Genomic DNA, 11,913 nt, shown 5'->3' with positions numbered 1-11,913 from the left:
AGAAGTGCTTCAGCTTACACCAGACACAATCGATAAGTGCTTTGTTTGCACATAGGGGTTTGTAGAAAAGTGTCTTACCAGACACGTTTACGTGCCCTGTGTGGACAAGGTGAAAGCAAATTTACACGGAATATCGCTCTCTTCCGACGCACTTACGTACCAAATGGTCAGCGCCAAGACAAGTTTTGTGCCGGCACGCTCAATCACTCTCTTCCGGCACGTTTGCGTGCCAAGTGGTCAAGAATAATTTTGCGCATACGCATCGATTTGGGCGTTACCTCCACGTATTCGTCTTCACGGATGTACTCCAACGCTTCTTCGAGAGAGAGAATCGTAGGCGGAATGATGCGCGCCTTGTCGTCCGCACCCGAAGCACGCATATTGGTGAGTTGCTTCGCCTTCGTCACGTTGATGACCAAATCCTTCTCGTGGATGTGTTCGCCCACGATTTGACCGGCGTAAACTTCGTCTTGTGGTGAAATGAAAAACTTGCCACGATCCTGCAAGTGGTCGATCGAATAGGCAAAAGCCGTACCCGACTCCATCGAAATCATAGAACCGTTGGAGCGGCGTTGGATGTCCCCCTTGAAAGGCTGATATTCTTTGAAGCGGTGTGCCATGATGGCTTCGCCCTGCGAGGCGGTGAGCACATTGGTGCGCAGACCGATGATGCCGCGCGAGGGAATGAGAAACTCAATGTCCACACGCTCACCCATGTTATGCATCGAAGTCATTTCGCCCTTGCGGCGCGTCACCATGTCGATCATCTTAGAAGCAAACTCTTCGGGAACATTGATCATCAGTTCCTCGATGGGTTCGTGGCGCACGCCGTCAATGTCTTTATAAATCACCTGAGGCTGACCGACTTGGAGTTCGTAGCCCTCGCGGCGCATCGTTTCGACCAGCACCGAGAGGTGGAGCACACCACGTCCCGACACCACCCATTTGTCGGTGTCCTGCCCTTGGCTGACGCGCAGAGCAAGGTCTTTTTGCAGTTCCTTCTGCAAACGGTCGTTGATGTGGCGGGAGGTACAGAACTTACCTTCTTTTCCGAAGAAGGGGCTGTCGTTGATGGCAAAGAGCATCGACATCGTCGGCTCATCAATGGCGATGGTGGGGAGGGGTTCGGGATTGTCGCAATCGGTGATGGTGTCGCCAATCTCAAAGTTTTCGAGGCCGATGACGGCACAGATGTCGCCACTCTCCACTTCCGTTGCTTTCTGGCGTCCCATGCCTTCAAAAGTCTGCACTTCCTTGATTTTGGTCTTCTCCATCGTACCGTCACGGTGCGCAATGGTGATGTTCATGCCCTCGCGGAGCACGCCGCGGTGCACACGTCCCACCGCAATGCGGCCGGTGTAGTTGGAATAGTCCAAAGAAGTGATGAGCAACTGCGGTGTGCCTTCCAATCGGGTGGGCGCCGGCACATGCTCCACGATTTGGTCGAGCAGGTAGTCGATGTTGTCGGTGGGCTGGGAGGGGTCAGCCCCCATCCATCCGTTTTTGGCAGAACCGTAGATGACCGGAAAATTGAGCTGGTCTTCATTACCCCCAAGGTCGAACATCAGGTCAAACACCATTTCGTAAACCTCTTCGGGGCGGCAGTTGGGCTTGTCCACCTTATTGACCACAACGAGGGGTTTGAGTCCGATTTCGAGCGCTTTTTGAAGGACAAATCGCGTTTGCGGCATCGGGCCTTCAAAGGCATCGACCAGCAGGATGCACCCGTCGGCCATGTTCAGCACACGCTCCACCTCGCCGCCAAAGTCACTGTGCCCCGGGGTATCGATAATGTTGATTTTCGTACCTTTATAGTTGATAGAAACGTTTTTGGAGAGAATGGTGATACCCCGTTCACGCTCCAAATCGTTGTTGTCGAGCATCAGTTCGCCCGTCTGTTGGTTGGCGCGAAAGAGGTTTCCTGCGAGGAGCATCTTGTCCACGAGTGTCGTCTTTCCGTGGTCGACGTGGGCAATAATGGCAATGTTGCGAATATCTTGCATATTGAGTTTTAGAGTTTTATTCAAGATGCAAAGTTACGGAAATCGTATGGGTGTTCCAAGAAAACGTTCTCCCTTTTGCATGTAAAGCCCATCGTTGTGGGCAAAACTTTATTTTGGAATAGCAAATGAGGGGTGCTTAATCCTCAGATCGATGGAAAAGACGGTGCAGGCGAGCAGGGAGATGAACCGCGTGACGCAGGAGTTGCCAAGAGAGGGCGAGTGACCCCAGGAGGAAGACAGTCCCCACGGCTGCGCGTGCCCACGAGGAGAAAACGGCCATGGCAAGGAGGGCGGGGAGCACCAAAAGCAATTGGGAAAGGGCACGACGCAAGGTGGTGCGCTCAAAAGCAAAACCGAACGCACGGCGGCAGTTAAAATAGACCACGAAGAGATAAATCAAATAACTGAGCGTCAAACCCCAACCAGCGCCGCTGAAACCGAATTGGAGGTAGCCGCCGGCGAGAAGGAGGAGCGAAACGGCAGAATAGGTGAGTTCCAAGCCCAGATAGAGGCGGCTGCGCGCATGCGCCAACGAGAGGTAGGCGATGGGGGTGACGACGGCCTTGAAGAAAAGGGCAAGCAACGCCCCCATCACCATGGGGACGACAGGCAGAAAAGCAGGGGTGTAGAGCAAGGGAATGAGATAGGGCAGGCAGAGAGCAAAGGCCAACAGGAAGGGGGAGATGAGCAGGACGAGCACATCTATTTGCCGATTGACGGCCTCGTTTTGCAAGGCAATGCGGTGGGTCAGCGCCGAAAGTCGAGGATAGTATTCGGCATCCATGGACATGAAGATGAGGCGGGAATAGGTGACCACGAGGGTGAGCCCGGTGCCGTAGATACCGACGGCCTCCGTGCCTGTGAGTAGGGGGAGATCGGCCGCTTCAGGATGGCGCAGGATGAGGGCACGGACGGCACTCTCTGTGCCGAGAGCAATGAAGTTGGAGAGGGCATAGGCCGTTCCGAGGCGAAGCATCAAGCGCCCTTTGCGCAGGAAGCGCCACGAGGTGATGCGCACGGCGTAGGGCACGAGGCGGTGGGTGGTGCGAAGCTGAAGCCCGAAGAGCACAGCGGTGCAGAGCAACAGGGCCGGCACGATGGCGGCCACGCCCCATTGTCCATAGAGCAACGTGGTGAGGGTGAGGGTGCTGAGGGTGCTGATGGTGGAGATGAACGCCATGCTCTTGATGCGCCGCAGCCCTTTGAGCACGGCCAGTTCGCCCCCGCTCAACGTGGTGAGGGCGACAAGTGGGGCTAAAAGCAGAAAATGAGGAGTGTAGGCGGTGGTTTCAAAGTAGAAGTACGACCACAAGGGTGCTCCGGCGGCCATGACCACCAGGCCGACAAGGGCAGCGATGAGTATCCAAGAGCGCACCAGACAGACGTAGTGGGCGGTGGCGCGCTCGTTGCCGCGCTCGGCCAGACGAGAGATACGCTGCACCGCGCTGAAAGACAGTCCCAATCCGGTGGCGGCCCCGATGAAGTCGACCGCGCGGTTGAAATTGCCGATGAGCCCCACACCGCGTGTTGAGAGGAGTTCGGCGGTGATTTTGCTCCGCACCACCGACATGAGGACATAAAATCCCTGTACGCCACCGAAGATACCGGTGTACTTCAAGACGCGCCCGAGCGCAGAAGGGCTGTTGTGCTGTGCAGGCATGACGAGAGGCGATGAAGATTTATCCCAACAGGCGGCGGCTCATGGCGTGGACGGGATACCACACCGAAACAAAGCCCACCCCGACAACGGTGGCAAAAACCAAAGCAACATCGCCCCACTCCACGGACACAGGATAGTAGCGCACGAGGAAGTCGCTGCCGTTGCCCATCCGGAAGAGTCCTACATGTTGCTGGAGCAGGCACAGCCCCACGCCCAAACCGATGCCCACCACGGCACCAAAGAGGGAGAACAAACACCCTTCGGTGAGGAAGATACCGCGCACTCGCTGCGGAGAGAGACCGAGATGGCGCAGGGTCGAAACGTCTCCTCGCTTTTCGAGCATGAGCATGGAAAGCGAAGAGATGATGTTGAAGCAGGCGATGAGGAGGATGAAGGTGAGAAAAATGTAGGCAATGAGCTTTTCGACCTGCATCACGTTGAACACATCGGCTTGTTGCTCCATGCGGTCGAGCACCTTGAAGTCCGTGCCGGCCAAGCGCCGCAGCTCTTCCTTCACGGCGTCGACATCAGCTCCGGGGCGGAGTTTGAGTTCAAGGCGGGAAATAAGCCCCTCTTTCTCAAACAAAGCAGTGGCGAAAGAGAGGGAGGTGAGGATGTAGTGGTCGTCGTATTTTCGCTGGTCGACGGCGAAATAGGTGCCGTTGGCGTGGAGATTGTCGACCGAAAAAGATTCGATGGGGTTGGCGATGTTGATGCGTTCGCCGGCACGCGGGGCGCAGATTTGCAGTTCGCCGAAGTCGGCAGTACCGATTTGCTGTTTGAGTCCCTGCCCGAGGATGCCGTAGTTGATTTCGGCCGCGGTGAGCAGGAGTTCGGGATGTGTCTGATGGTCGGTGCGCAGGATGGAGCGGATGTCCGTCACGCGGGCATATTGGTCGTCGACGCCTTTGATTTTCACCACCAACGGATGTCCGCGAAAGAGGATGAGGGCATTTTCCTCAAAGGTGGCCGAAGCGGCAGCCACATCCTTCTGCGCGCGGATTTTCAGCAGTGCGGCATCGTCGGCAGCGGCCACCTTTCCCTTGGCCGGCACGACGACCAGCTGGGGGTCGAAGGTGGTGTAGAGAGTGGCGAGGAGGTCGCGGAAACCATTGAACACGCTGAGCACGCAAATCATCGCTATCGTGGCCACCGCCACTCCACCCATCGCGATGGCCGAGATGATGTTGATGGCGTTGTGGCTTTGTTTGGAAAAGAGGTAGCGGCGGGCAATGAAAAAGGAAAGGGACATAAATAGGTATTTTCGAGGCTACTTTTTCAGCAGTTTGTCGATGTTTTCCAAATAGTCGAGGGAGTCGTCGATAAAGAATTTGAGTTCGGGGATGATGCGCAGTTGGTGGCGCACCCGGGAGCCGAGTTCGTAGCGGATTTCGGTCGCGCTGTGGTGGATGTTGTCGATGATTTCGGCCGCGCGCTCGGAGGGGAAGATGCTCAAATAGGCGCGGCAGATGCTCATGTCGGGACTGATGTAGCACTTGCTCACCGACACGAGAACGCCGGGCATGGCTTTGGTTTGGTGGAGGAAGATGTCGCTCAGTTCCTTTTGGAGCAGGCGGGATATTTTTTGTTGTCGTGTTGTTTCCATTGTAAGAGGGAATACGGATGAAAGATAAGTGATGTGCGCACACTTTCAAAATTGTCTTATAAGAGAATTTGAATTGTCCTATAAGACAATTTTGGCGCATTGTCCATCTCGGGAAAATCAGGAGGTGGGAAAATCATTTTTAGCAGGTCTGAAAAAGGGATTTTTCCGAAGAGCAATCCTCGTCTCTGCCGCACAATGTGAGGTGGTTCAGCGCACTTTCTGCAAGAGAGTCAGTCCGTCGCGGAGCGGAAGGATGAGCTGTTCCACGCGCTCGTCTTGGGCCACGCGCTCGTTGAAGGCGCGGATGCCGAGGGTCTGCGCATCCCGGCGGTCGGGGTCGACCACGTGCCCGTCCCAGAGTGTGTTGTCGGCCAAGAGACATCCCCCGACGTTGAGGAAAGGCATGACCAGGTCGTAGTAGCCGCAATAGTCGCGCTTGTTGGCGTCGATGAAGACGAGGTCGATGGCGAGCTGCATGGGCGGCAGCAGTTCGTAGATGTCGCCCACCACCATTTGAAGGTCTACACTCGCCGCCCACGGACTCTGTTCGAGCCAAGGTCGGGTGAAGTCTTCCTGCTCATCGTTCACCTCGAAGGTGATGAGCCGACCGCCTTCGGGCATTCCGCTCGCCATCGCGAGTGCCGAATAGCCGGAGTAGGTGCCGATTTCGACCACCACGCGAGGGCGCATCATCCGGCAAATCATCCGCAGCAACTGCCCTTGCAGATGGCCGCTCGCCATGCGGGGACGGAGGAGCTGCGTGTGGGTGGCGCGATAGAGGCGATGGAGGTAGGGATGCTCGGGGGTGGTGTGACGGAGGATGTAGTCGTCGAGTGTCTCGGCAGCAGAGAGCGTTTCAGCCATCGGTCTTAGAAGACAAGTTGGTAGACGTTCGTTTCCCGCGCTGCAAACCCTTCGCCTTGGTAGAGTCGGTTGGCGGCTACGCGAGTGGGACGGGAGGTGAGCATCACTTTCTTTTGCTGCAAAGCCTGCGCTTTCTCTTTCGCCCACGCCAGAAGGCGGTGGCTCAGCCCTCGGCCTCGATAGTCGGTGTGGACGGCCACATCTTCAATCCAAGCCTTGCGCCCTGTCGGGCAGAAGGTGGTGCAGAGCGTGATCATCCCCACGGCTTGCGGCATCGGGCCTTGCTCGACGAGGAGCGCGAGGTGCGTACCGGCGTTGGCCAATAGGGCTTCGTAGTCGTCCCATGAGATGGACTTTCCGGGTGAAAGTTGGTCGATGAGGGTGTTCACCTGCTCCCAATCCGGACGCCGGGGCGTGGTGATTTCGACAATTTGAAATTGAGCTTGCTGTTCCATCATTTCTAAGAAAGTAGGGTGAGGAGGGAGGGCGTGGCGCTCGTGGGGCGCGATTTCGGCCAAGGGCCTCAACACAAACTCGCGCTTCGGCATTTCGGGATGAGGGAGCGTGAGTTGAGGAGTGTGCAGGCAGTGGTGGCCGTATTGCAGGAGGTCGATGTCGATGGTGCGGTCGAAGTGTTCGCCGTTTTCGCTTTTTCGCTCGCGTCCCAACGCTCGTTCGATGTCTTGGGTGATGTCCAGGATTTCGTGGGGCGAAAGGGAGGTTTCAAAGACAGCGGCGGCGTTCAGAAAGAGGTGGTCGGAGGCCATGTCTTGCGGCACCGTCTGGTGGAACGAAGAGCAACGCACCAGTGGCCCGATGCGCGCTTCGAGGAGCGAAAGGGCTTGGCGGAGGTTGTCGGCGCGCCTCCCTAAGTTGGCGCCGAGACCAAGGTAGAGCAACATCGCGGCGATTTAATCGACGATGAGCATCACATCGCCGAAGGTGCCGAAGCGGTAGCCTTCTTTGATGGCTTCCTTGTAGGCATTCATCGTGTAGTCGTAGCCGCCAAAAGCCGCGGTGAGCATGAGCAACGTGGAGAGGGGCATGTGGAAATTGGAGAACATCGCATCGGCCACGGAAAATTCGTAGGGTGGGAAGATGAACTTGTTGGTCCAGCCTTCAAACTCTTTGATGAGTCCTTCGGTGCTCACACTGGCTTCAAAAGCGCGCTGTACAGTGGTGCCGACGGCACAAATCTTATGGCCGCCTGTCTTTGCGCGGTTCACAATCTCACAGCATTCGGCATTGACAAACATCTGTTCGCTGTCCATCTTGTGCTTGGTGAGGTCTTCGACGTCCGTCTGGCGGAAGTTGCCCAAACCGCAGTGGAGGGTGATATAGGCACTTTCGATACCTTTGATCTCCATGCGCTTCATCATCGTTTTGCTGAAATGCAATCCGGCCGTAGGTGCCGTCACCGCACCTTCATTTTTGGCAAAGATGCACTGGAAGCGCTCCAAATCTTCGGGTTCTGAGGGGCGCTTGATGATTTCGTGGGGGATGGGCGCTTCGCCCAACGCATAGAGCGAACGGCGGAACTCATCATGGTCGCCGTCGTAGAGGAAACGGAGGGTGCGGCCACGCGAAGTGGTGTTGTCGATGACTTCCGCCACGATGGAGTTGTCCTCACCGAAATAGAGTTTGTTGCCGATACGGATTTTGCGAGCCGGATCCACCAGCACATCCCACAAGCGCAGATCGCGATTGAGTTCGCGCAGCAAGAACACTTCGATGCGCGCACCGGTCTTCTCTTTGTTGCCATAAAGACGCGCCGGAAACACCTTCGTGTCGTTGAACACAAAGACATCGTGCTCATCGAAGTATTCGAGGAAATCCTTGAACATGCGGTGTTCGATTTCGCCCGTTTTGCGGTGGAGCACCATCATGCGGCATTCATCGCGATGGGGGGCGGGATACTCGGCAATCTGTTCCTGAGGGAGCTTGTATTTGAATTGAGAGAGTTTCATAATGAAGGAAGAGAAGATGTGTTTAGTTTTGCGGGAGGTCGGTTTCGATGGTCTGGGCCGAAAGCCATTCCTCAAAACCGTCGAGGGTGAAACAGTCGTCCACACGCACCTCGCCCACTTGTGTGCGGCGCAGGGCGGTGAGATGAGCGCCGCTGCCCAAGGCTTCGCCGATGTCGCGCGCCAAAGCACGGATATAAGTGCCTTTGGAGCAGACGATGCGCAGGGTGAGCGTAGGCGTGGGACCGGCGAGATGGGCGTCGAGCACTTCAATTTCGTCGATGCGCAGCAGTTTGGCTTTGAGTTTCACCTCCTCGCCTTGTCGGGCCAGGTCGTAGGCGCGCACGCCCTCCACCTTGCAAGCCGAAAAGGCCGGCGGCACCTGCCAAATCTCCCCGAGGAAGCGCGGCAGCGTCTGGTCGATGAGCGTGCGGGTGATGTGGGCCGTGGGGTAGGTGGCATCAATCGGGTGCTCCAGGTCGAAGCTGGGAGTGGTGGCACCCAATCCGAGGGTGGCCACATACTCTTTCACCCCGGCTTGCAGGCGGTCAATCTGTTTGGTGGCGCGTCCGGTGCAAATGATCATCACCCCTGTGGCCAGTGGGTCGAGCGTTCCGGCGTGCCCCACTTTGATTTTCAGTCCACCCATCGCTTGGGTGAGTTGTTTGCGCACTCGGGCCACGAGCTGAAAGGAGGTCATGCCGAGTGGTTTGTCGAAGGAGAGAACTTGTCCGGTCAGAAAATTCATGGCTGTGCGGGCGTCGGTTCGGTCGAAGAAGGAGTAGAAGTTGAGGGTACGTTGGCCCTGTTATTGGCGGCTGCGTTGGCCGTGTCGAGGTTGAGCCGGACGCCGCTGAGGGGAAGTCCCAGGATACACAAGCCCACCACAATGCGATACCAACCGAAAGCACGGAAACCATAGCGCGTGATGTAGCCGATGAAGAACTTGATGGCGGCAATCGACACAACAAAGGCCACCACGCTCCCCACGAGGAGCAGCGTCAGGTTGTCGCCCTGTGTGAGCAGGTTGCCGTCGTGCTTGATGAGTTTGTAAGTTTCGAGGACCGTGGCACCAAACATCGTGGGGACGGCCAGGAAGAAGGAAAACTCGGCCGCGGCTTTGCGCGTGAGGCGCTGTTGCATACCGCCCACAATCGTGGCCATGGAGCGCGAAGTGCCCGGCAGCACAGCGGCGATGCACTGATACAGCCCCACGATGAGGGCGCGGCGATAGGTGAGGGGCACTTCGGGTTTCTCCTCGTTGTTGAACAAGCGGTCGCAGAAGAGCATGAACACGCCTCCCACCACGAGCATCGTGGCCGTCACTTGAATACTGCCCAGGTTGCGGTCGATGAAGTCGTTGAGTGTCAGTCCGACCACGACAGCAGGGAGTACACCGATGATGAGTTTGAGATAAAACGGCCAAATGGCGTTCCACCACGCTCCGCCGCGCTCACGAACCACGTCGGGATAGAAAAACCGCCGCCAATAGAGGCACACCACCGAGAGGATGGCGCCAAACTGGATGATGACGGTGAAGGCTTTGGAGAAAGGAGTGCTCTCCATGCCCATCAGCCCTTGTGCGATAATCATGTGGCCCGTCGAACTCACCGGCAGAAACTCCGTCAGCCCCTCGACGATGGCCAGGATGAGGGTGTGCAACCAGCTCATTCGGCGTCGGGAGTTGAGGGTTTCACTTCGCCGGCCTCATGCTTGGGACGGTAGAGGATGGCGACAATCATAAACAGATAGCCCAGCAGGCACACCATCGGCGCCACCACGATGCGGCGGGTGTCGAAGATGGCAGGGTTGAAGGTGGTCTCATCGCTGCCCTTACCGCTCATCAGGATAAAACCCAAGATGATGGTGGCGAGCGAAATGCCGAGCAAGATGAAGTTGATGCGGGAAAATGCAAATGCGTTTTTATGTGGCATAAGATAATGATATGAAGTTGCGAGAAAAAGGTGAAGTCAAGGGCATACACACGCCCCCAAGACGAAAAGGGAGGCTAATAGAGATAAGCCTCGTTGCGGCTCATGCCCAAGTGCTTGCTGACGGAGAAGAAGGCGCAAGTGAGGGTGAGCAAAATGCCCACCACCGGCACCGCCACGAGCGTGACGCCCATCACCATCGGGGTGACCAGGGCGGCGGCTTCTACATCCCAACGCAGCAGGGCGGCCATGCCGGCAAACAATACGCCGTCGGCCAGCAACGAAGAGAGCAGCCCCATCCAAAAGGCTTGCAGCAGGAAGGGGCGACGGATGAAGCTCCAGCGCGCCCCCACCAACTTCATCGTCTGAATGGTGTGCTTGCGGCGCGCCACCGACAGGCGCATCGTGTTGTTGATGAGCGCAATGCTCACCATCCCCAGCAGGGCGGCCACGACCAGCAGGGCGAGGCTCACCTTGCCGATGTTGTCATTGACATTGTCGAGCAGGTCTTTGGGATAGACGACATCGAGCACAGCGGGATTTTTGGCGATGGGAGGCATAAACTTGGAGAGCGAGTCGCCGTTGGCATACTCGGCCTTCAGAAAGAGTTCGAACGAGGCCGGAATGGGGCTGCCTCCGAGAAACTCCTCGGGGTCGGTGTCGAGCGCCTCACGCTGCTGGCGCGTCGCTTCTTCTTTGGAAGTGTAGGTGAGGCGCTTGGTGTAAGGTTGCCGTTCGATCTGCCGTTGCAGGGCTCGTGTTTGCTGCACCGTAAGACTGTCGCTGAGCATCACTTCGATGGCAAAGTTTTCGCGCAGCGAGCGACTGAAATTGTCGGCCACGGCGGCAAAAAACACCACCGTGCCCACCAGCACGAGCACCATCGTGGCACTGATCACTGCCGTCACCGAGTTGAGGCGGCCGCCGGCACGTTGTTTTCTTTTTCGCATCTGTCTGGATTGAGGGCTTTGCGAGGTTCGGGGAATACGCTATTATATTATATAATGTGTGGCCGGTCGCCGACTTTCTGCGTCCGCTGCACGGCCGAAATCCCCTCTACCGCACTGCGCAAAGTGTAGAATAGGGGGAAATTGCTGCAAAATTACAAATTAACCTTTGCACTGGCGAACAAAACCATTATTTTAACCAAAAAAGACAGCGGAGCGGAAGCCTGCCGAAGTCTGCCCACGTCCCATGCGGAATGAGGGAGGGGAGGGGCGGACCGCAGCGGCTTCCGCTCCGCCGTCGCGTTCAGTCGCTCACGCGCACTTTCTGCACGAAGCGGCCATCGACAGCGAGGAGGTAAAGCCCCGATGCGGGAGCAGTGAGGCGGAGTTCACCACCACGACTGAGGGCATGCGCTATGGGGCGGCCGCCGAGGTCGTAGATCACCACGGAGCGACCGGCCGACAGTCCCGAGAGCAGAAGGGTGAGGCCGTGGGCCTGCACCTGCACTTCGCGGCTTTCGACCCGGGAAGAAGCCGCCACGCCGGTGGGCGCATGGACATGAACGTCGCACCACGCTTCGAGGGCCGAGCCATCGAGCGTGCGCACACTCACCCGACAGTCGCCGGGGGTCAAAGCCGAGAAGCGACCGTCGCCCAGATGCGTGAGTACGGTCTCGTCCGACAAGTGCCAGTCCACGCCCTTGGAAGTGGCGCTGTCGGGCAGGAGGACGAGCGAAAGACGGAACGTGTCGCCCACTTTGAGCGTGTCGGCTGGCGGCGTGAGGGCTATCGAGTCGATCAGGACGGGCGGGGGCGGCAGCGGCGCTTCGCGGCGCACGACAAACTGCTGCACACCGGTGGTCGTACCGCCGTGCGTCACTTCCCATGTGCGGAGGGTCAGGCGTCCCTCAGTCTGCTCGGAATAGACAGGGGCAATG

12 protein-coding genes are annotated in these 11,913 nt (G+C 57.5%); all 12 read right to left on the bottom strand.

What is annotated here, in order from left to right; genetic code table 11:
- Window positions 1–203: 203 nt before the first annotated feature.
- Complete coding sequence (gene typA, locus H8527_RS09295; protein WP_187547637.1) at window positions 204–2,003, bottom strand: translational GTPase TypA; 1,800 nt, start codon at window positions 2,001–2,003, stop codon at window positions 204–206.
- A gap of 136 nt (window positions 2,004–2,139) precedes the next feature.
- Window positions 2,140–3,663, bottom strand: a complete 1,524-nt coding sequence (locus H8527_RS09290) for an oligosaccharide flippase family protein (protein WP_187547636.1) — start codon at window positions 3,661–3,663, stop codon at window positions 2,140–2,142.
- Between the two features lie 19 nt (window positions 3,664–3,682).
- Window positions 3,683–4,915, bottom strand: coding sequence for an FtsX-like permease family protein (locus H8527_RS09285; protein WP_187547635.1), 1,233 nt, complete (start codon window positions 4,913–4,915; stop codon window positions 3,683–3,685).
- 18 nt (window positions 4,916–4,933) lie between these two features.
- The gene (rbfA, locus tag H8527_RS09280; RefSeq protein ID WP_187547634.1) at window positions 4,934–5,269 is read right to left on the bottom strand and encodes a 30S ribosome-binding factor RbfA; all 336 of its coding nucleotides are present in this window, start codon (window positions 5,267–5,269) and stop codon (window positions 4,934–4,936) included.
- A gap of 207 nt (window positions 5,270–5,476) precedes the next feature.
- The gene (locus tag H8527_RS09275; protein WP_187547632.1) at window positions 5,477–6,133 is read right to left on the bottom strand and encodes an O-methyltransferase; all 657 of its coding nucleotides are present in this window, start codon (window positions 6,131–6,133) and stop codon (window positions 5,477–5,479) included.
- 5 nt (window positions 6,134–6,138) lie between these two features.
- Window positions 6,139–7,035 (bottom strand): 2-amino-4-hydroxy-6-hydroxymethyldihydropteridine diphosphokinase, encoded by an 897-nt coding sequence (folK, locus tag H8527_RS10060; RefSeq protein ID WP_187547630.1) that lies wholly within the window; start codon window positions 7,033–7,035, stop codon window positions 6,139–6,141.
- A 9-nt stretch (window positions 7,036–7,044) separates the two neighbouring features.
- Entirely contained in the window at window positions 7,045–8,100 is a 1,056-nt protein-coding gene (gene queA / locus H8527_RS09265; RefSeq protein WP_187547628.1) for a tRNA preQ1(34) S-adenosylmethionine ribosyltransferase-isomerase QueA, read from the bottom strand.
- Between the two features lie 22 nt (window positions 8,101–8,122).
- Window positions 8,123–8,845: a tRNA pseudouridine(55) synthase TruB gene (truB, locus tag H8527_RS09260; protein ID WP_187547625.1), complete on the bottom strand. Its 723-nt coding sequence runs from the start codon at window positions 8,843–8,845 to the stop codon at window positions 8,123–8,125.
- Complete coding sequence (locus H8527_RS09255; RefSeq protein WP_187547624.1) at window positions 8,842–9,768, bottom strand: undecaprenyl-diphosphate phosphatase; 927 nt, start codon at window positions 9,766–9,768, stop codon at window positions 8,842–8,844. Before H8527_RS09255 ends, truB begins: the two co-directional genes overlap by 4 nt.
- Entirely contained in the window at window positions 9,765–10,031 is a 267-nt protein-coding gene (locus H8527_RS09250; protein ID WP_187547621.1) for a DUF3098 domain-containing protein, read from the bottom strand. The genes H8527_RS09255 and H8527_RS09250 overlap by 4 nt, the downstream gene beginning before the upstream one ends.
- Before the next feature lie 74 nt (window positions 10,032–10,105).
- The gene (locus H8527_RS09245) at window positions 10,106–10,978 is read right to left on the bottom strand and encodes an ABC transporter permease (protein ID WP_187547619.1); all 873 of its coding nucleotides are present in this window, start codon (window positions 10,976–10,978) and stop codon (window positions 10,106–10,108) included.
- A gap of 301 nt (window positions 10,979–11,279) precedes the next feature.
- Window positions 11,280–11,913, bottom strand: a 634-nt coding sequence (locus H8527_RS09240; protein ID WP_187547618.1) for an Ig domain-containing protein, incomplete at its 5' end; no start/stop codon positions are given.

This window comes from Alloprevotella sp. Lung230, from assembly GCF_014385435.1.
GTDB lineage: Bacteria > Bacteroidota > Bacteroidia > Bacteroidales > Bacteroidaceae > Alloprevotella.
This window is presented reverse-complemented; position numbering and strand designations above follow the sequence as displayed.

Bases quoted from the DNA above. Each gene is read 5' to 3' on its own strand.
- typA (WP_187547637.1), bottom strand. From the start codon at position 2,003: ATGCAAGATATTCGCAACATTGCCATTATTGCCCACGTCGACCACGGA.
- H8527_RS09290 (WP_187547636.1), bottom strand. From the start codon at position 3,663: ATGCCTGCACAGCACAACAGCCCTTCTGCGCTCGGGCGCGTCTTGAAG.
- H8527_RS09285 (WP_187547635.1), bottom strand. From the start codon at position 4,915: ATGTCCCTTTCCTTTTTCATTGCCCGCCGCTACCTCTTTTCCAAACAA.
- rbfA (WP_187547634.1), bottom strand. From the start codon at position 5,269: ATGGAAACAACACGACAACAAAAAATATCCCGCCTGCTCCAAAAGGAA.
- H8527_RS09275 (WP_187547632.1), bottom strand. From the start codon at position 6,133: ATGGCTGAAACGCTCTCTGCTGCCGAGACACTCGACGACTACATCCTC.
- folK (WP_187547630.1), bottom strand. From the start codon at position 7,035: ATGTTGCTCTACCTTGGTCTCGGCGCCAACTTAGGGAGGCGCGCCGAC.
- queA (WP_187547628.1), bottom strand. From the start codon at position 8,100: ATGAAACTCTCTCAATTCAAATACAAGCTCCCTCAGGAACAGATTGCC.
- truB (WP_187547625.1), bottom strand. From the start codon at position 8,845: ATGAATTTTCTGACCGGACAAGTTCTCTCCTTCGACAAACCACTCGGC.
- H8527_RS09255 (WP_187547624.1), bottom strand. From the start codon at position 9,768: ATGAGCTGGTTGCACACCCTCATCCTGGCCATCGTCGAGGGGCTGACG.
- H8527_RS09250 (WP_187547621.1), bottom strand. From the start codon at position 10,031: ATGCCACATAAAAACGCATTTGCATTTTCCCGCATCAACTTCATCTTG.
- H8527_RS09245 (WP_187547619.1), bottom strand. From the start codon at position 10,978: ATGCGAAAAAGAAAACAACGTGCCGGCGGCCGCCTCAACTCGGTGACG.